Source organism: Bifidobacterium catulorum, from assembly GCF_003129925.1.
Taxonomy (GTDB): Bacteria; Actinomycetota; Actinomycetes; order Actinomycetales; family Bifidobacteriaceae; genus Galliscardovia; species Galliscardovia catulorum.
Genome location: NZ_QFFN01000001.1, coordinates 68747 through 89391 on the forward strand (window position 1 = coordinate 68747; position 20645 = coordinate 89391).

Sequence of the window (20645 nt, forward strand, 5' to 3'; positions counted from 1 at the left end):
TTTCAGGAAAATATGGTGAACAAAAGATGAATTCGTCATGTCCGGTGGTTAAACTACGAAACTGTCACGGAGTCAGAGTCCTCCGAGGTTGTTGAGTTGTTTATGAGAGGGACTATGAACCTCGCTGTTATTTTCGCTGGTGGAACCGGTTCGAGGATGAACTCGAAAACCAAGCCGAAGCAGTTCCTGCTGATGCATGGCAAACCGATCATCATCTACACGCTCGAGAAATTCGACGAGCATCCCGACATCGATGCTATCGTCGTGGTCTGCCTTCGGGATTGGATCGAGGCGCTGAAAAAATACGTAGAAAAATTCAGCCTGAGCAAAGTGGTCTCCATCGTGCCAGGGGGGTGTTCCGGCCAGGAATCGATCCGCAACGGGATCTTCGAAGCCAGCCGTCTGTTCCCGGATGATTCGACCGTCATCGTGCATGACGGCGTCCGGCCGCTGATAGACGAGAGCACGATAACCGACTGCATCCGCTGCGTGAAACAACACGGCAGCGCCGTCACCGTCGTGCCCGCCACGGAAACCGTGGTGCAGAGCGAAAGCGGCAGGATCACCGGCATCATCGACCGGCACCATTGCCAGTTGGCCCGTGCCCCGCAATGCTTCGTGCTCGGCGACCTGAAAAAGGCCCATCAGCGCGCGCTGGACGAGAACAGGCTGGACTTCATCGATTCGGCGTCCATGATGTCCTACTACGGGCACGACCTGTACAAGGTGGACGGTTCCACGGCGAACATCAAGATTACCACGCCCGCCGACTACTACATCATGAGGGCCATCATGGATGAGCAGGAGAACTCGCAGATCTTCGGCATCTAGGCCCTCGATACGACGATCGCGCCACGTACGCCATGCATAAATGATCAGGAGCAGTCACATGTACGACCTTCGCAAGGAATACTCGGACCTCGCCCGCGGCCTCGACATCGATTGGGGCGCCCTCGCCGGCAGGCACGTGCTCATCACGGGCGCCACCGGACTGGTCGGGTCCCTGTGCGCCCGCACGCTGCTGGAGCGCAACCGCGCATACGATGCCGGAATCACCGTCCATGCACTCGTCCGCGACGCCGCCAAGGCCGAATCCACGCTCGCCGGCTACGGCCCCAAGGACGGACTCATCGTGCATGAGGGCGGGCTGGATGACGTGGAATCGTTGGGCATCCCCGCCGACTACGTCATCCATCCGGCCTGCCCCACGACGTCCTCGTTCTTCATGAGCCATCCGGTCGAGACATTCGACGCCATCGTGAACGGAACGAAAGCGCTGTTGAACCACGCTCGGAAAAAGAGGTCCTCGTCGTTCGTCTACATATCCAGCATGGAGGTATACGGCATGGGGAACACGTCACCGGGAGCGGGAAGCCCTCTTTCCGAGGAGAGCGTGGGATACGTCGACCCGTGTTCGGTGCGCAGCTGCTATTCGGAAGGCAAGCGGGCCGCGGAGAACCTTTGCGTCGCATATCACGACGAATACGATGTGCCCGTCACCATCGCGCGCCTGGCACAGACGTTCGGCCCCGGGATTCCCCATGACGATGTCCGTCTGTTCGCCGCACTGTCACGGGCCGCGATGGACGGCCGGGATTTCGTCATGAAGACCACCGGGGCAAGCACCCGTATGTATGTCTATACGTCGGATGCGGTATCGGCCATCCTCACCCTGCTCCTGCGGGGCGAAGCCGGACTGGCGTACAATGTGGCGAATCCCGCGACGTATTCATCCATCCGGGATATGGCCGACATGGTCATGGCCAGGTTCTCGGGCGGGGCGGCACGTGTCGTCGTCGATGTGGACCCTGACGCACCCTATCCGCCGGAGCATCATCTGCCGCTCGACGTCTCGCGTATCGAGAAGCTCGGCTGGAGGCCCCGGGTGGGGCTTGAGGAGATGTATGACAGGCTGGTGGCCCATCTGTCCTGAGCAACGCCACGTATGACGTGCTCGGCAATCGCAAATTTTTGGTTGAGGTCTATGTTTTCGACATTACGGCAAATACTCGGTGAGAACTGGCACTGGCGTCATCAGGTCTGGTCTTTGGCCAAAATCGATCTGGTGCGCACCTATAGGGGGGCCGCACTCGGCAAGATATGGCTGTTCGCCAAGCCGGCGGTATACATCCTTGTATTCTGGTTCGCCCTGTCCTTCGGCATCCGAAGTGCGTCGGACGTCAACGGCAAGCCGTTCCTGCTCTGGCTGGCGTGCGGCGTCTTCCCATGGTTCTACATGAGCGACATCATCACATCGGGCAGTGATATCTATCACCGATACCCATATCTGGTGAACAGACTCAAGTTCCCCCTGTCGCTCATATCCACTTTCTATTCGCTGTCGTTGCTCATCGTGCTCGGATGCATGATGCTGTTCACCATCATCGTATGCCTGATGCTGCGGATTCCGCTGGGCGTCCATCTGGTGCAGCTGCCGCTGGTGCTGGCGCTCATGTTCCTGTTCTGGACGGCATGGTCCATGATGCTGTCGCCGTTAAGCGCCATATCCAAGGATTTCGCCAACCTGCTCAAGACGTTGTCCACCCCGTTTTTCTGGGTTTCCGGCATTCTTTTCGAAATCGGGAAATGGCCCCAGTGGGCGAGACTGGTCATGGCGTTCAATCCGGTCAGCTGGAGTGTAGAGGCCGTGCGGGACTGTTTCGTCTACGACCGCTGGTTCTGGTCCGACCCCTATTCGTTCCTCCCGTTCGTCTGCGTACTGCTGATGTTCGCCCTGCTCGCCCTGCACAACCATCACCGTCTGTATATGGAGGTCCCCGATGTCATCTGACGCCAATGAGACCCGTATCGGCGACGCCGTCATCATCCGCGACGAGGACGCGGCGAATCCCATCGCCGTGCGATTCGAGCACGTGCGCAAGACCTACAAACTGTTTCGCAACGATAAGCAGAGACTCGTCGCCACGTTCTTCCCCGGCATCCATTGCGACACCGTCAACGCGAGCGACGACCTGAGCTTCACCGTCGGACGCGGGGAGTCACTGGCGTTGCTGGGAGACAACGGCGCCGGAAAATCCACGGCGCTGAAGATGATCACCGGCGTATGCTTCCCGACATCGGGAACCGTGGAGGTGCATGGACGCGTATCGGCCCTGCTGGAGCTGTCCGCCGGTTTCGACATGAAGCTCACCGGCATGGAGAACATCGACATGCGATGCCAGCTGTGGGGGCTGTCGAAGGAGGAGTCCGCCGTGCTGATTCCCGAGATCGTGGAGTTCTCCGAATTGGGCAGGTACATCGACCAGCCCATGCGCACGTATTCCAGCGGCATGAGGGCGCGACTCGGATTCGCGTTCGCGTCATCGATCCGTCCCGACATCCTCGTGGTGGACGAGGCGTTGTCGGTGGGCGACCGCAAATTCGCCAAAAAATGCCGCGAGCGCGTCCGCGGCATCATGGACAAGGAGAACGTCACCGTGCTGTTCGTCACGCATTCGACGAACATGGCCAGGGAATTCTGCGAGAAGGGCATAGTGATCCAGCACGGACGGTCCGTGTTCGGCGGTGGCATCACCGACGCGATTGAATACTACGAAAAGCACTGATGGCGGCAGGACGGCGGAGTGTTCCCGCCCTTGCGGCGTCCATGGAGTAAAGTGGAGCGCAGCCAATCCCATCACAACAGGAGTGATTACATGTCCAACCGTGCCGAACGCCGTGCAAACGCCAGGCGGAACCGCAGGGGTTCCTCCCGTCAGCAGCCGTCGCGATACCAGGCCAAGTCCCGTGAGGGGCTGGTCGACGAATATGCATTGCAGGAGCGGTCGATCCGTCTTCAGGACGGGCAACCGGGGGAGTGGAGGCCTTCGGCTACGATCGACCTGCCTGTCCAGTCGACGTCCTCGTCGGCGAGGCAACCGGGCGGGATACGCATGCCCCATACCGCACGCGGGTGGGTGAGGTTCTTCTGCTGGCTGCTGATCGTGCTCTCCGCCATGGCGTTCTTCGTGGTCATGTGGATTCCCAATATGCCGACGTGGTCTGTCATCGTCGTCTCCGCGGTGTTCGCGGTGGGGGTGCTGAGCCTGTTCTTCGTATCGGGCGATCCGAAGGACAATCCCAACGTCGACGAGTACGGCACGGCCGTATGACGGCTGCATGATCGTCGCCTGACCGGCACGACACGGCAACCATGAGAACCGTCCATATCGGCGGTTCTTTTTTATACTGGGAAGTGGTCGCAATCAGAGCATAGAAGGAGACGCCTATGAAAGTCGACATCCTCACCCGCGAATTTCCCCCGCACATCTACGGAGGGGCAGGAGTCCATGCGGAACAGCTTTCCAAGGTCCTCGCGGAACGCATCGACGTGACCGTCCGCGCGTTCGACGGGCCGCGCAAGGCCGATGAGGTCCCCACCATTCCCGGAACCGACCCCAAGGGCAGTCTCACCGTGGTCGGCTATGATGTGCCGGCCGAGCTTGCCGACGCCAATCCGGCCCTGAAGACGTTCGGCGTCGATCTGCAGATAGCCAATGACGTGGACGCGGACCTCGTCCATGCGCACACCTGGTACTCGTGCCTCGCCGGCCGCCTCGCCCAGCAGCTGCATGAGATCCCGCTGGTCATCACCGCGCACAGCCTCGAACCTTTCCGCCCGTGGAAGCGCGAACAGCTTGGCGGCGGCTACAACCTCAGCTCCTGGGCAGAACGTGACGCCTACGAGCATGCCGACGCCATCATCGCCGTCTCCGGCGGCATGAGGAAAGACATTCTCGCCGCATACCCGAACGTCGATCCCGACAAGGTCCACGTGGTCTACAACGGCATCACCATGAGCGAGTTCGCCACGCCGGCCGACGACGATCCGAGCTGGGATGTGTTCGAACGCTACCACATCGACCGCAGCAAGCCCACGCTGCTGTTCGTCGGCCGCATCACCCGTCAGAAGGGTCTGCCGTATCTGCTGCAGGCGCTGCATTTCGTCGACGAGGACGTGCAGGTGGTGCTGTGCGCCGGCGCCCCGGACACCCCGGAGATCGCCGCCGAGGTGAAGAACGCCTTCGCCGAGCTCGACGAGAAGCGCGGCAACATCATCTGGATCGAGGAGATGCTGCCCAAGAACGAGCTGAGCGCCCTCGAACACGGATGCGACGCGTTCATCTGCCCCAGCATCTACGAGCCGCTCGGCATCGTGAACCTTGAGGCCATGGCCTGCGGACTGCCCGTCGTGGCCAGCGCCACCGGAGGCATACCCGAGGTGGTCGTCGACGGAGAGACCGGATACCTCGTGCCCATCGACCAGTTGCACGACGGCACCGGCACCCCCACGAATCCCGAGAAGTTCGTCCACGACATGGCGGACGCCATCAACAGGATCATGCGAGACCCCGATCTCGCCAGGAAGATGGGCGAAGCCGGCTACGCCCGCGCCCGTGACGTGTTCAGCTGGGAGACCATCGCGGACGAGACCATCAAGGTCTATGACGCCGTCCTCAACGGCTGACATCCGGTCCGAAGCTGACCGACACGCCGTCCCAAGCCGTTTCCCGGCGTGGGGCGGCGTCGGTTTTCCTCCCCGAAACGAATGAAAGGACCGGACGCATCATGACCGACGACATCGCACTGAAGCTGACCGATGTGGAATTCCGCCGGCAGGGCCGGGTGATTCTCACCGACGTCAACCTGACCGTTCGCCGCGGGGAGAAGTGGATCCTCTTCGGCCCGAACGGCATCGGCAAATCCACGCTCATCGCCATGATGGCCACGCGCATGCACCCCAGCGAAGGCACCGTGGACATCCTCGGCAACCGGCTGGGCAAGGTGGATGTGTTCTCGTACCGGCAGAAAATAGGCCTGTCGTCCGCCGAGCTTTCCCGAGCGTTCCCCGCCGACGAGGATCCGCTCGACGTGGTGGTCACGGCGCTGACCGCAACGACCGGACGCTGGCGCGACTCCTACACCGATGAGGAGACGGACAAGGCCAGGGGACTGCTGCGCCGGTTCGGCGTGGGGTATCTCGAAGGCAAGCAGATGTGGAAGCTGTCGGAAGGCGAGCGCACACGGGTGCTCATCTGTCGTGCGCTCATGGCCGACCCCGAGCTCGCCATCCTCGACGAACCCACCACGGGACTGGACCTGGGAGGCCGCGAACTCGTGGTCAAGGCGCTTGGCGACCTCGGGACAGAGGACTCCGCTCGGGCCGTGGTGCTGGTCACGCACCGCCTTGAGGAGATTCCCGCTGGCTTCGACCACATCGCCGTCATGGGAAGGCGCTCAGGCGGCGAGAGGATCGCGCACGCCGTAAAAGCGCGGGGCGGGAACCCCGCGCCCGGCACCATCATCTACACCGGCGACCTCGAACATGGTCTGACCGCCGAACGGGTGTCGGAGGTCTTCGGACTTCCTCTCGACGTGAGACACGAGGGTGGACGGTGGCAGGCGTTCGCCCTCTGACCGCCATCCGTTTGCGCATGGCGTTTTGCGTCACGGCCGGCAATCGGTATACTGAACCGGCGTTGGCATGCAGGCGACATCGAATATGGAACAAGGAGCGCTCATGGTACGACGCGGACCGTTGGGGCCCGGGGAGAAGGTCCAGCTCACCGACCGCAAAGGCAAGAAGATTACAATCCAGCTTGTACCCGGAGAGGAGACCCAGACCGAGCGTGGCGTGATCCGCCATGACGAGATCATCGGCCTTGTCGAGGGCTCCGTGGTCACCACCGTGACCGGCGAAGACGTCTCCCCAAGCGCCGCCGAGGCGTATCGGAGCAATCCCCGCAAGCCATGGAAAGGCACCCGTCGGATCGGGGGATGGCAGTACACGGTGCTGCGGCCCCGGTTGCAGGACTTCATCCTCTCCATGCCGCGCGGTGCCCAGATCATGTATCCCAAGGACATAGCCCAGGTGATCGAGGCATGCGACATCCGTCGCGGCATGCGGGTGCTCGAATCCGGCGGCGGCAGCGGCGCCATGAGCCTGCATCTGTTGGATGCCGTGGGCGAGGAGGGATCGCTCACGACCATCGAGATGCGCCCGGAGTTCGCCCGCGTCTGCGAGGCGAACGCAACCGTATGCTTCGGGGCGCGTCCCGAATGGTGGAACCTCATGACGGGGGACTTCGACTCCGTGGCGGCCACGTTCGAGGCAGGCCTGTTCGACCGCATATTCCTCGACATGCTCGATCCTTGGAATCGTCTGGAGCAGGCGTCCCGCGTCATCGCGCCAGGTGGTGTCATCACCTGCTATGTGACCACCACGACGCAGATGAGCCGTGTGGCGGAATCCATGCGCGAGACGGGACGCTGGACGGAGCCTGAGATCTCGGAGACCCTGGAGCGGGGATGGAAGGCGCAGGGATTGGCGGTGCGTCCCAACCATGACATGATCGGCCATACCGGGTTCCTCGTCACCGCGCGAGCTATGGCGCCGGGGGTGGAGGCGCTGCACAAGAGGCCACGGGGCACGAAGGACACCTATACCGACATCGACGACATGACTCCGGAGGAGCAGCGTTCCCGTCTTGAGGAGCTGGAGCTGCGGGACATCTCCGACCGGAAGCTGCGCAAGGTGCTCAGGGATCTGACCGGCCAGGTGGCGAATATCCCCGGTACACGGTAAGAATGTATTCCGGTGGACAATGCAGCTGTCCATCGGAAAGGCCGGACAATGGGGGTCAACCTGAACAAGGTCGCCAAGAAGGCGAACTCGTATGAATATCTGCTCGTCATCATGCGTCATGCCAAGGCGGAGGCCGGCTCGTCCGGTGGCGACATCGACCGCGAGCTCTCCGACAAGGGGCGCAGGCAGGCCGGAACCGTGGGCAAGGGGCTCGCGGCGGTCGGACTCGTGCCCGACCAGATCAGGTGCTCCGGTGCGGTGCGCACCCGCCAGACGCTGGAACGTATGCTCAAGTACTTCGGCGACAGGCCGACGGTGGAATACCGTCAGAGCCTGTACTCCGGCGGCATGCAGGCCCTGCTCGACGAGATGACGCATGTCAAGGGCAAGACACGCCGTCTGATGATCGTCGGCCACGACCCCACCGTGTCCGTGGCGAGCCAATGGCTGGCGTCGCCGAAATCCGACCAGGCCATGCTGAACATCCTCGGACTGGGCATGTCACCGGCTTCGGTCGTCATCATGGGAAGCGACAAACCGTTCGGGAAATGGGGCATGCGGGACGGCAGGCTCATTGCGGTCCTCAGTCCCAAGGACTGCTCCTGATTCCTGAATTCCAATATGTGAATCATCGATGGAACGTTGAAATTCCAGTGATAAGCAGCGTTTATGACGACATGCAACCTCGGCATATACCACGTTCCCCGATGAAATTTGCTACTCTTTTTGCGGTTTTGACACGCAAAAAAATGGAGCATGTATGAGTGAACTCACCTCTGTCATCGGTTTCCCGCGCATCGGCGGCAACCGTGAGCTGAAGAAGGTCATCGAGGGCTACTGGAAGGGCAAGAACGGCATCGAGGAGGTCAAGCGTACCGCGGCCGAACTGCGCGCCAAGCACTGGAAGCTTCAGCAGGAAGCCGGAATCGATCTGATCCCGAGCAACGATTTCAGCTACTACGACCAGATGCTCGACACCGCCATTCTGTTCAACGCCGTACCGCAGCGCTACAGGGACCTTGGCCTCGACGCCGAGGATACGTTGTTCGCCATCGCCCGCGGATATCAGGGCGACAAGGGCGATGTGACCGCCCAGCCGATGAAGAAGTGGTTCACCACGAACTATCATTATCTCGTTCCCGAGATCACGGCCGACACCAGGCTCGCCCTGACCGGCACCAAGCCGTTCGACGAGTTCTCCGAGGCCAAGTCCCTCGGCATCGTCACCAAGCCCGTCATCATCGGTCCCTACACCTTCCTCAAGCTCGCCCGCGGCGCCGAGGGCGCCGACCTCGAAATCACCGATCAGCTCGTCGCCGACGCCGCCAAGGCGTACGCCGAGCTGCTGGACCGGTTCAACGAACTCGGCGCCCACTGGGTGCAGTTCGACGAACCGTATCTGGTACTCGACAAGGAGGACGGCGACCTCGACCTGTTCGCCACGCTGTACCGCACCATCCTCGCCGCCAAGGGCGACGTCAAGGTGCTGCTGCAGACCTACTTCGGCCACATCGCCGACACCTACAAGACGGCCACGGAGCTTGGCTTCGACGGCATCGGCCTCGACCTCATCGAAGGCAGGGACGAGAACCTCGCCGCGATCGAGGAGAACGGCGTGCCCGAGAACGTCACCATCTTCGCGGGCGTGATCAACGGCCGGAACATCTGGCGCAACAACTACGCCGTGAGCCTCGGCCTGCTCGATGCGGTGAGGACCAAGGCGTCGCATGTGGCGGTCTCCACCGCCGACTCCCTGCTCCACGTACCGTTCAGCACCGAAGGCGAGGACAAGCTCGACGCCGATGTGCTCAGGCACTTCGCCTTCGCCGTCGAAAAGCTCGACGAGCTCAAGGAGGTCGCGAAACTCGCCGTGCTGGACGACGCGGCCCGCGCCTCGGATCCCGGTCTCGCCGCAAACCAGCGTCTGTTCGACGGCACCCGCGTCGTCCCCGACCCGGCGGTTCATGACCGTGTGGCCAAGCTCACCGACGACGAATATGTTCGCCAGCCCGCCCGCGCCGAGCGTCAGGCCATCCAGAAGAAGGAGCTCGGCCTGCCCGAACTGCCGACCACGACCATCGGCTCCTTCCCCCAGACCCGTGAGGTCCGTTCCACCCGTGCCAAGTTCCGCAAGGGCGAGATCGGCAAGGCCGACTACGACAGGTTCATCGCCGAGCAGATCGACGAGGTGCTGAAGAAGCAGGAGGAAATCGGCCTCGACGTGCTCGTCCACGGCGAATTCGAACGCAACGACATGGTCGAATACTTCGGACAGAACCTCAACGGGTTCCTGTTCACCAAGAATGCCTGGGTGCAGTCCTATGGCACCCGTTGCGTCAAGCCCCCGATCGTGTGGGGCGACGTGTCCCGGGCCAATCCGATCACCGTGGAATGGAGCTCCTACGCGCAGTCCAGGACCGACCACGTCGTCAAGGGTATGCTCACGGGCCCGGTGACCATCCTCAACTGGTCCTGGCCCCGCGAGGACATCACCCACGAGGAGCAGACCACCCAGCTCGCCCTCGCCATCCGCGACGAGGTTCTTGACCTTGAGGCCGCCGGTATCAAGGTCATCCAGATCGACGAGGCGGCGCTGCGCGAGAAGCTTCCGGTGCGTCGTTCCGATTGGCACGTGAAGTATCTCGATTGGGCCGTTCCGGCCTTCCGTCTGGTGCATTCCGCCGTCAAGCCCGGCACGCAAATCCACACCCACATGTGCTATTCGGAGTTCAACGACATCATCCGCGACATCGACGCCATGGACGCCGACGTGATCTCCTTCGAGGCGTCCCGTGGCGACCTCGTGGTGCTCGACGCCATCCACGACGCCAACTTCGAGACCGAAGCGGGCCCCGGTGTCTACGACATCCACAGCCCCCGCATCCCGTCCGAGGAGGAGATCGTGGACCGCATCCACGAGATCCTGAAGAAGATGGATGTGAACAAGGTCTGGATCAATCCCGACTGCGGCCTGAAGACCCGCGGCAACGCCGAAACCTGGCCGAGCCTTGAGCACATGGTCGCCGCCACCCGGAAGGTCCGCGCCGAGCTCGCCAAGTAGTTCACCGTCCTTCCCGGCGTGCACCGCCGTGGGGTCGCGGGGCGGAACGACGATGGGGTGAAAACCATATGCGTCTTCACCCCATCGTCGTTCCGCCCCATCATGATGAACGCTACGATCGCCGTTGCGATGCCGCCGGTCACGAGAAGGCATCGTTGAGAAATCCAGCATAGGAAGGAATGCGACATGCATACCCCGCAGTTTTCCCTTGAGGTGTTTCCTCCGAAACGCAACGCTCCGGTGGGAACCATCTATGACACCCTTGACGGACTCGAAGGCGTGAACCCCGATTTCATCTCCGTGACCTATGGCCATGGGACCCATTCGGACCGTACGGCGACCGCGCGCATAGCCAACACCGTTCGATCCGAATACGGCATCCCGACGGTCGCGCATCTCACGGCGTTGTATTCCGACGAAGAGGTCGTGGATCAGGCCCTCGACATGTTCGACGCCGCAGGGGTGTTCGGCGTGCTCGCGCTCAGGGGCGATGTCATCGAGGGACAGAGGGAGGCCGGCGCATTCAGGCACGCCAGCGACCTCGTCTCCTATATCCGCGACCGTCGACCCAATCTGAAGATCTTCGGCGCATGCTACCCCGAAGGCCATATCGAATGCCCCTCGCTGGATGAGGACATCCACAACCTGAAGATCAAGGTGGACGCCGGCGCCACGAACCTCATATCCCAGTTGTTCTACGACAACGACGACTTTCTCCGGTTCGTGGACAAGGCCCGGGCCGCGGGCATCACCGTTCCGATCGAGGCGGGAATCATGCCGGTCACCAGCGCGAAATCCGTGCGCAACATGGCGAAGAAGAACGCCACGGTCATTCCCCGACGGCTGGACGCCATGCTGGAAAAATGGGGGAGCGACCGCGAATCGCTGCGTCGCGCGGGCATCATCTACGCCTCGCAGCAGATCAACGACCTCGTGGCGCAAGGCGTGGACGGCGTGCACCTCTACACGATGAACCATCCCGGAACGACCCGCCGCATCTGGAGCAACGTCAAGCCGCTGTTCCAGGAGGACTGACCCGTTCCGGCGCATCCCGCCTGTTACAATGAAAAGAATGGACAAGGCAACCTCTCGCGTGACGCTGCGCGAACTCATACGCGCCGGTATGGCCAATCTTGAAACGGCCCAGGAACTGTTCGACTCCCTTTCATCGTTCGGGGTCACGGGATACTATCGCTCCGAGCTGCTTGAGGCGCTGTCCAAAAGCAACGACCCGGACACCGCATTGCGGCATGTATCCGAGCTGACGAAGAAGGTCCATGAGGAAGGGCGTCCCCTGGAGTCCCTGTTCCCGGGCCTGGACGGATTCCCCCGTCTTGTGGCGGTCCTCGGCGCCTCCGACGAAATCGGCAGGCTCATGCTTTCCCGCCCGGCACTGGTCAGGGCGGTCACCGGCGAAGGATATGAATCCCATCTATGGAACCGTGACCAGCGTCGCGCCGCTGTGCTGAAACGCATCGGCGCCGATCCGGAGTCCGCAGTCCCGGTCGCCGACGGGGACACCGCGGACTCCGTCACCGAACTGCGCCGATGCTACAGGGAACAGCTGGCGGCGATCATGGCTTGGGACGTCACCGCCGACGATCCGCTGACCATACAGCCAGGCGTCAGCCGAAGCCTTTCTGACCTGGCGGATGCGGCGCTCGAAGGCGCACTAGCCATTGCCCGGCACGAGGTCCCCGAAAGCGAACGATGCCGTTTCTCCATCATCGGCATGGGCAAGCTCGGCGCACGGGAGCTGAACTACGTCTCCGATGTCGACCTGATCTATGTGGTCGAGCCCAACGACGACGAGATCGGCCACGAGCGTCTTATACGGATAGGCACCAGACTCGGCGTCACCCTGCAGAAGTTCTGCCAGTCGGTGGTCATGGGAGTGGCCGAGCCCACGTTGTGGCAGATCGACGGCGGACTTCGTCCGGAAGGCAAGGACGGCCCGCTGGTGCGCACACTCGAATCGCATCTGGGCTACTACGACAAATGGGCCGAGAGCTGGGAGTTCCAGGCGTTGCTGAAGGCCAGGCCCGTAGCGGGGGACCCCGCGCTCGGACGGGAGTACCACGACCGCACCCGCCCCCTGGTATGGAGCGCGTCGAAACGGGAGAACTTCGTCTATGACTGCCAGCAGATGCGCAAGCGTGTGGAGGACCTGATTCCCAAAGCGCAGAAGGACCGGGAGATCAAGCTTGGCCGCGGTGGCCTTCGCGATGTGGAATTCACCGTGCAGATGCTGCAGCTGGTGCATGGTCGCACCGATGAATCCCTGCGCACCGCATCCACATTGGACTCCCTGCAGGCGCTGGCCGCCGGCGGCTATGTGTCACGCAAGCAGGCGGTGAAGCTATCCGCCGATTATGGTTTCGAACGGGTGCTTGAACACCGGCAGCAGATGTGGTCCCTGAAGCGTACCCACCTGTTCCCGGACCTTGGCAAAGGCAACGAGGGCGGCATCGAGACCCAACGCCAACTCGACAAGGCCGCGGTCAACGACAATCCGGAGCTCCGCCGCCTCTCACGCGCATTGGGCATGCATCCGGAGGAACTCATCGAACGGTTCGACGCCACCAGACGTGAGGTGCGGCAGCTGCACCTCGACATCTATTTCCGTCCCATGCTGCCGAACATCGCGACACTGGGGGAGGGGGAAATCAGTCTGAGCCCGCAGGCCACCAAGGAGCGGTTCTCGTCCATCGGATTCGGAGATCCGGAAAGTGCCATGCGTCATGTGCAGGCCCTAACCGAAGGCATCAGCAGATCGGCGAAGATCAACCGCATCATCCTTCCGGCCGTGCTGCAGTGGCTTGGCGACGGGCAGAACCCGGACATGGGGCTGCTGACATGGCGCAAGCTTGAGGAGAACTTCGGGCAGGGGAGCGATTATCTGGGATTCCTCCGTGACTCCTCGTCCGCAGGCCAGCGTCTGTGCCACATCCTCTCCAACTCCCGGTATCTTGGTGATGCCATGAACAAATCCATGGAATCGGTCACATGGCTGGGACATGACGAGGAGATGCAACCCCGTTCGCGTCAGAGTCTCGACATACAATGCCACGCCGCGTTGATGAGGTTCCCCGACAGGGTCAACGATTTCGCCACATTGCTCAGATCGTTGCGCCGTCATGAGATTGAACGCATAGGACTGGGATGGATGAGCGGCGTCATCGAGGACGGGGACTGCCTTGAGGCGATGACCACCGTATATGATGCCGTAATCGACAGCGCGCTCGAATGGTCGATGGCCCACCAGTGCCGTGAACGGTCTCTGAAGGAGTCTCCCGTAAGGCTCGCCGTCATAGGCATGGGACGGTATGGCGGTCGCGAGGTGAACTTCAGTTCCGACGCCGACGTGATCATCATCTACCGTCCGAGCGGAGACATCGCCGATCAGGACGCCTCCTCATTCGCCAAAGCCGTCGTGGACGATCTGCGCAGGATCCTCATGGGACCCGTGTCGATGGAGAACAGGATCGACCTCGATCTCGATCTGCGACCGGAGGGGAAGAACGGTCCGCTCGTACGCTCGTACGAATCCTGCCGCGAATACTATTCGTCGTGGGCCAGCACGTGGGAGCATCAGGCCCTGCTCCGGGCGCGATACGCCGCCGGCGACGAGCATCTCGCCCATGATTTCCTCACCCTGATCGCGAACCCCCTGCGTTACCCCGACAGACCGCTTTCCGAGGCGGAGATCATGGACATTCGCCGTCTCAAGGCTCGCGTCGAGGCGGAGCGCCTGCCCCGGGGGGTGCGGCGGGAACGGCATCTCAAGCTCGGCAAGGGAGGACTGTCCGACGTGGAATGGACCGTGCAACTGCTGCAGCTGCAGAAGTCCCATGACAATCCGGATCTCCGGTGCGTCTCCACGATGCCGGCCCTCGACGCATTGGAGAAGATCGGCGAAATCAGCCATGAGGACGCGGCTATCCTGCGTCAGGCCTGGGTGATGGCCACGAACGCGCGAAATGCGAACTATCTGTGGTCGGGCAGGGCGAACCGGGCGGATGTCCTGCCCGACGACACCTATTCGCTGGGTGGTATCGCCGCGGTGCTGCGGGAGCCGTCGCATCGTGGTCAGCAGTTCGAGAACGAGCTGCTGGGAGTCATGCGCAAATGCCGTCTTGTGATGGAACGTTTGTTCTACGGAAGGTCTTCGGAAGACAAGACGCTTCGATAAGGGGACATGCCAGAACCTCCGGCAGGGCGAAACCATCGAGGAATCTCTCGGATGGCGGCCCGTCCGGGAATTGTACAATGGCGTAGTCCATGAGTTGGTCGATGATGCGATGTGACGTATGAAAGAGGTTGGTCGTGGGCGGTGCGCGGCAGGAACTGGAACGGCTGAGATCGGTCTATGAGACCGGTGTTCTTCGTCTGCTGCTGCGGCAGAATTCGATGCTGTATGTGGCGCTGCTGCGCTCCGCGTTCCAACCATTGACCGAGGAACTGCCCAGGGAGATGCTTGAAGACCGTCTTGCCCAAGGCATCAGGGAATTGGCCGGGGCCGGAGAATACGCGCTTCGGGACGGGTCCACGCCATCGGACGCCGCACATCAGATGCTGGCCGAGCTCAGTCGCGAAGGCGACGGCGACTATGCCTGGCTTGCCAATTCATTGGATGTCGTCTCGCACCGGTTCCTTTACCGTCTCACCGCGAGGGCTCATCGTGCCATCGATGCCCTTTCCAGATTGGAGGACGATTCCCGCACGCTGTCCGGGGCGCAGGCCAACAGTATAATCATGGAGGTGGAGCACGCCCGTATGATGCTCACCGCCGATCCACGGAAACGCATCGGCCTGCTTGAACGGGAGATCGAGGACCGTCGGCATGAGATCGAACGGATACGGCAGGGGGAATCCTCGGAGACATTGTCCGAACGGCAGGTGGAGGATGTCATCGGAGTGCTGCACAACACGCTGCGGGGGGTGCCCGTCGATCTCAAGGAGCTTGCGCTGTCCGAGCGTGACAACGGGGACGTCCTTCGCCGACGCATGCAATCGGGGTCCATGTCGGTGGAGGACATCCTCTCCATGTATCACGACGACTACCGCAGGTCGTTCCATGAATCCGACAGCGGACGGCGGTTCAACGATGCGTTCCAGGTCATCGTCACCGAAGAGGGGCGCAAACAGATTGACGACGCCATACGAGACATCGCGAAAACGCCATATCTGGCGGGGGAGTCGGGCGTGCTGCTCAACCAGATCAGATCGGAGCTGGCGCGCATATACGAAGGCATCGAGGATGTCCGAAGGCAGATGAGGCTTTCCGATGAGGCGATCAGCCGTCTGGTCCGGCAGCGGACCGATATGCGATACCGGACGATGCTGGGAACGCTGAATCGTCTGTTCGCCGCGGTGAACGACGACGCAAGGCGCCATCCCGATGATGAAGACACCCCGTACCGGACCGAGGTATCGACCGTTCGGCTCGGGCGGCTGCCTCTGCGGCCGGCCCGTCCGTTGCGGCATGTCGTTCCCCCGGAACTGTCGGATGACGAAGGACCGGCCGGCGGTGCTCCCGTGCCGGATCTGAAGGCCATGGTGGATTCCGGCGGTCCACGGCTGCGCCACATGCTGGAGCTGATACTGCAGGCACCCGTGATGCGTGGGGATGACGTCGATATGGCCGCAAGCTTCAACCTCCTGCCCAGCGGGGAGCGACGGGAAAGCGAGCTGATAGGATTCCTCGGCGCATTGCCGGTGGAGGATGGACGATACGTGACCTGGAACTGCGTGGCATCCGACGGCACGGAACGACCGTGGCGGACCCGTCCGCTGACGGCAACGATGAGGGATTTGGAAAAGATCATGGAGGAGGAACGGGCATGAGCGAAGAGCATACTACGACGGAGGCGAACCCCCACGCCCTGTTCGATGGGGACACCGGGGACATGGACGCCGGTGCGCGGACCGCCGCCATAGCGCTCAAACGGGACCGGTACATCGCCGGAGACCTGTACGACCTCGTGCTCGACAACCGTGACGATGTCGTGCGCTCGTTGAACAACGACATGCTGGAACTGGTGGTCAACGAACGGTACCGGGTCATGTATGCGACGCCGGTAAGCGATGACGATGCGCCCATCAGGGCGTTGAAGACCCGTGCCAGCCTCACCCGCGAGGAGGCCTCCACGTTGGCGTACCTGCGTATTCGCGTGCTCGAATACGAGAATACGAGGACGGATCCGAAGCAGTGGATTGTTGGATTCGAGGAGATTCGCAACGCGTTGACCACCGGAGCGGGATACCTCGCCTCACGCAACGATGAGGAGGGCGTCCTGAGAAAGGTGTCGGCGACGGTGTCCGCCATGGCCACATACGGCTATCTCATGCGCCATGACGATGACGACGGCATGTATACGATAACGCCGCTCGTGCCGGTCGTCCTCGATCGCGGACTGGCCGAGGACTGGATGGGGACGGCCGTCGATGACGACGAAACCGCATCGAAGGATTCCGGGAACGAAGCTGATTCCCCCAAGGAGGAGCTATGAACGACGGCATGAAGATCATCGCCGACCGTTGGATGCTGGAAAGCCGGCAGATCGTCAACTGGGGCTCATACGACGGATACCATGAATTCCGTCCGTCGACGGACGACTCCATGCCGGTGACGCTGCTGGCCGGGGCCAGCGAATCCGGCAAATCCACGTTGGTGGATGCGCAGATATCATTGCTGTATCCCACGGGGACCCCGTATAACAAGGCCTCGAACACCGGACGTTCCGAACGCAACGACTATACGTACCTTCGGGGCATGCTGGGCGTGGAAAACACCGAATCCGGTGACGAACCGATATATCTCCGAGGCCGAGGCGACGATGGGATGCCCCGGCCGGTCTGGGGCGCCATCGTCGACACCTATATGAACAGGACCGGGGGAGAGGTGCTGTCATGCGCGAAATTCTTGTATCTGGCGCCGGGCGACGGACGCGCCGACGTGCGTCGCCAATACGCGGTCTGGAACCGTGTGATCGACCCCCGCCTCATGGACCGTTTCCGGGACTCCCCCTTCACCGCGGCCATGCTGAGGGCCACGTATCCGGGCAGCATCCAGTTCTCGAACGCGGATGCGTTCCACGCGCATATCTGGCAGGCCATGGGACTGGATGAGTCGGCGTGCCGGCTGCTATACAAGATCCAATCGGCGGACGCGCCGTCCCGGCTCGACGACATCTTCAAACAGGGCGTGCTCGGCGTACCCGAGGCCATCGAATTGGCCAAGGCCGCCGTGGAGGATTACGACCGTTACGATGCCAACTTCCGCAGCATGGAGGAGAAGGCCAAACGTGTGGCGCGTCTGCGCGATGTGCGCGACGCCTATGACGCCTACGAGCAGGCGCGACGGGAGGTCAAAGACTACGACGCCGCCAACCCCGCGACCGATAGCGGGTCCAAGGCGTTGGATTCATGGGCCAGGTCCCGCATGGCCGTGGAGGTCTCCGAACGGCTTCCGCTCGACGAGAGGCGGATCATCGACAAGCGGAGGGATCTTCAGGGAATCAAACGGCAGGCCGATGATCTGCGCCAGCGCGTCGTGGACGTCAGCGCGCTGATGGACAACACGGACGGTGCCGATCTTGCGCGTCTGGAGACCCGACTCGGACAGGCCAGACACGATGCGGCGGAGGTGCGGGAACGCAGACGGCGGATGGAACGTCTTTTCGACGAGGCGGGCGAGACGATGCCCGATGGCGAGGACGAATGGGGGATGCGCCGCGATGCCATCGTCTCCGCCGATTCGGCATATGCGGACGATGTCGCCGAGAGCGAACGGTCACGAGACGACGCGGTGGCGGCGCGCGCGAAGGCGGACCATGAGCTCGCCCAGCTGCAAAGGGACTACGAACGGCAAAGCATCCATCGCACCCGCATCACCCAGCAGATGGACGAGGCCCGTGCTCTGATCGCCAGGGCCACCGGACTGGACGTGGACGAGCTGCCCTATGTGGCCGAGCTCATGGACGTACGGGAGGGCAGCGAACAATGGCGCGACGCCATGAACGTGGTATACGGGTCGATGGCGCAGACAATTCTCGTCGACAAGCGGCACGAGCAGGGGTTCGCGGAGAAGGTCAGCGCCATCGACCCCCGGCGCATGATGCGTCGTACCTGGCGTTTCGTGGATACGGAACGCGACTATGGCACCGATTATTCGCCGGGCTGGATGTCCGAAAAACTCAGGTACCGGGAAGACTCGCCTTTCGTCGGCTGGCTCAGGCAGCAAACCGCCTCCGAGAGGCTGGATGCACGCTGCGTCGACGTGATCGATGATGCCGACCGTGATACACGGCAGATCCAGATGGACGGCCAGATCAAATCCGGGTCGCGCGGTCAGCATGGGACCAGGGGAGTGACGCCCGTGATCGGTTTCGTCAACGAGTCCTATCTGCAACGGCTGCGGGATGGGATGGAGAAGGCCAAGGCGCGTCTCGCCGCGGTGGACGATCGGTATCATGCCGCGAGATCCCGCATCGAACGGCTATCCGCGTACCATGCCTTGGCGGAGGCCCTCGCCTACACGACGTGGAGCAGCATCGATGTCGTTACCGCCGAACGACATGTCGCCTCCATCGAATCCGATATCGAACAAGCACGGCATATTCCGGAACTGGAACGGCTCTCCGCGGAAAAAACCGAACTGGAAAGCAGATATGACGAGACGAACCGGCGACTGTACCGTATGCGATCCGACATCGAGGCCCTACAGAGAACGGTGGACGCGTCGAAACGGTGGCTTGACTCGCGCGACTTCGACGCCGACGCCAGCCCCGCATCGTTCTCTGCGCAGGTCCTCACGGTCCTGAACAAGGCCTATGAGGACAATTTCGCCGGCGTCGTCGACCCCTCGGACAGGCCACACATCATCGTCGGGGCGAACGGGGGACCGGGCGCCACGTTCGAGCGGCGTGCTCTCGAACATATCCATGATTCGATGAGCAGACTCATCAACGGTCTTGAGTCCACGGCGGATATCCGTCGTGCCGCCGTCGAATCCGCCATGTCAGCGTATCTCGAATACTATGCGCGGGATGACGATGCGCTCAACGCAAGCGTGGACGACTACCGTTTCTACCTCGACGAGCTTCATGACCTTGAACGGCTGACGGCATCCGCGGCGACCACCGAGGAATACGCGAACTGCCTCGACAAGCTGCTCATGGACTTCACCCAAATCAACCGCGCTATCGACACCGACGCGCGCGACATCGACGACCAGCTAGGACGCATCAACGCCATGCTCAAGAACCAGCGGTTCGGTCCCAGACACGGCAGCCTCTCCATAGGAGCCGATGTCCGAGCCCCGGAACGGTCCTTTGGCATGCGGCTGCGCCGTATCATCGCTTCGTTGCAGTCGTGGCGACCGGATACGGACGCCACGGCCGCTCTTGACGCCGCGCGCAGAACGTTCGCGTCATGCGACGGAATGGTGATGATGCTCCGTCAGGAACTCGGCCAGATACGCGACGCGAACGGCATCAAGAGCTATGGCGCCCGCAACCTCGATCCACGATGCCGCTCATCGTTCTACGCCACCGTGCATCACGTCGACGCACCGGACGAGCGCATCACCTCCACGGGAGGCAAATCCGGCGGTGCGTTGCAGGAGCTCACCTCGTTCGTATACGGCGCGGCCCTTATCTATCTGCTCGGGGGAGACGTCTCCGGACGGCCCACCTACACCACGCTGTTCCTCGACGAGGCGCTCATCAAAGCGGACGGCCGATACACGCAGCGTGCGTTGGCGGTTCTGCCGAGACTTGGTTTCCAGGTCATCGTATCCGCGCCGGAAAGCAAGACCGCGGAGATACTGGAAATAGCCACCAGGGCATATGTCGCCTACAGGAATCCGAACGATGGGAGATCCTATCTGCAGGAGGCTTCGCTGAATACGCGGGGAACGGAAAACGAACCATCCGTTACGGCGTGATGGTCCCCTGCATTACAATTACGGGATATGGGCCCGGACCGTTATATGGA

15 protein-coding genes are annotated in these 20645 nt (G+C 62.0%); all 15 read left to right on the top strand.

The genetic code is table 11. From position 1 onward, the window contains the following. Nucleotides 1-114 precede the first annotated feature (114 nt). The 15 genes from ispD to DF200_RS00330 all read left to right on the top strand — a co-directional run bounded on the left by ispD (nt 115) and on the right by DF200_RS00330 (nt 20595). Nucleotides 115-831: a 2-C-methyl-D-erythritol 4-phosphate cytidylyltransferase gene (ispD, locus tag DF200_RS00260; RefSeq protein ID WP_109136305.1), complete on the top strand. Its 717-nt coding sequence runs from the start codon at nt 115-117 to the stop codon at nt 829-831. Nucleotides 832-889: 58 nt separating this feature from the next. Next, the gene (locus tag DF200_RS00265) at nt 890-1933 is read left to right on the top strand and encodes an NAD-dependent epimerase/dehydratase family protein (RefSeq protein ID WP_109136306.1); all 1044 of its coding nucleotides are present in this window, start codon (nt 890-892) and stop codon (nt 1931-1933) included. 114 nt (nt 1934-2047) lie between these two features. After that, on the top strand, nt 2048-2791 hold the full coding sequence (locus DF200_RS00270) for an ABC transporter permease (protein WP_241520054.1): 744 nt from the start codon (nt 2048-2050) through the stop codon (nt 2789-2791). Then, nucleotides 2781-3566 (top strand): ABC transporter ATP-binding protein, encoded by a 786-nt coding sequence (locus DF200_RS00275; protein WP_109136308.1) that lies wholly within the window; start codon nt 2781-2783, stop codon nt 3564-3566. Before DF200_RS00270 ends, DF200_RS00275 begins: the two co-directional genes overlap by 11 nt. Nucleotides 3567-3656: 90 nt before the next feature. Continuing rightward, nucleotides 3657-4112, top strand: coding sequence for a hypothetical protein (locus DF200_RS00280; protein WP_109136309.1), 456 nt, complete (start codon nt 3657-3659; stop codon nt 4110-4112). Nucleotides 4113-4228: 116 nt separating this feature from the next. After that, nucleotides 4229-5467, top strand: coding sequence for a glycogen synthase (gene glgA, locus DF200_RS00285; RefSeq protein WP_109136310.1), 1239 nt, complete (start codon nt 4229-4231; stop codon nt 5465-5467). A 101-nt stretch (nt 5468-5568) separates the two neighbouring features. Next, nucleotides 5569-6417, top strand: a complete 849-nt coding sequence (locus DF200_RS00290) for an ABC transporter ATP-binding protein (protein WP_109136311.1) — start codon at nt 5569-5571, stop codon at nt 6415-6417. Nucleotides 6418-6520: 103 nt separating this feature from the next. Continuing rightward, on the top strand, nt 6521-7585 hold the full coding sequence (locus DF200_RS00295; protein WP_109136312.1) for a tRNA (adenine-N1)-methyltransferase: 1065 nt from the start codon (nt 6521-6523) through the stop codon (nt 7583-7585). A 48-nt stretch (nt 7586-7633) separates the two neighbouring features. Continuing rightward, on the top strand, nt 7634-8191 hold the full coding sequence (locus DF200_RS00300; RefSeq protein ID WP_109136313.1) for a SixA phosphatase family protein: 558 nt from the start codon (nt 7634-7636) through the stop codon (nt 8189-8191). Between the two features lie 154 nt (nt 8192-8345). After that, a complete protein-coding gene (gene metE / locus DF200_RS00305; protein WP_109136314.1) occupies nt 8346-10646 on the top strand; it encodes a 5-methyltetrahydropteroyltriglutamate--homocysteine S-methyltransferase in 2301 nt (766 codons plus the stop codon). A gap of 186 nt (nt 10647-10832) precedes the next feature. Then, nucleotides 10833-11681: a methylenetetrahydrofolate reductase [NAD(P)H] gene (gene metF / locus DF200_RS00310; RefSeq protein ID WP_109136315.1), complete on the top strand. Its 849-nt coding sequence runs from the start codon at nt 10833-10835 to the stop codon at nt 11679-11681. Between the two features lie 37 nt (nt 11682-11718). Further along, on the top strand, nt 11719-14838 hold the full coding sequence (locus DF200_RS00315; protein ID WP_109136316.1) for a bifunctional [glutamine synthetase] adenylyltransferase/[glutamine synthetase]-adenylyl-L-tyrosine phosphorylase: 3120 nt from the start codon (nt 11719-11721) through the stop codon (nt 14836-14838). Nucleotides 14839-14972: 134 nt separating this feature from the next. Continuing rightward, a complete protein-coding gene (locus DF200_RS00320) occupies nt 14973-16493 on the top strand; it encodes a DUF3375 family protein (RefSeq protein WP_109136465.1) in 1521 nt (506 codons plus the stop codon). Then, nucleotides 16490-17158, top strand: coding sequence for a DUF4194 domain-containing protein (locus DF200_RS00325; protein ID WP_109136317.1), 669 nt, complete (start codon nt 16490-16492; stop codon nt 17156-17158). Before DF200_RS00320 ends, DF200_RS00325 begins: the two co-directional genes overlap by 4 nt. Next, entirely contained in the window at nt 17155-20595 is a 3441-nt protein-coding gene (locus tag DF200_RS00330) for an ATP-binding protein (RefSeq protein WP_109136318.1), read from the top strand. The genes DF200_RS00325 and DF200_RS00330 overlap by 4 nt, the downstream gene beginning before the upstream one ends. Nucleotides 20596-20645 lie beyond the last annotated feature (50 nt).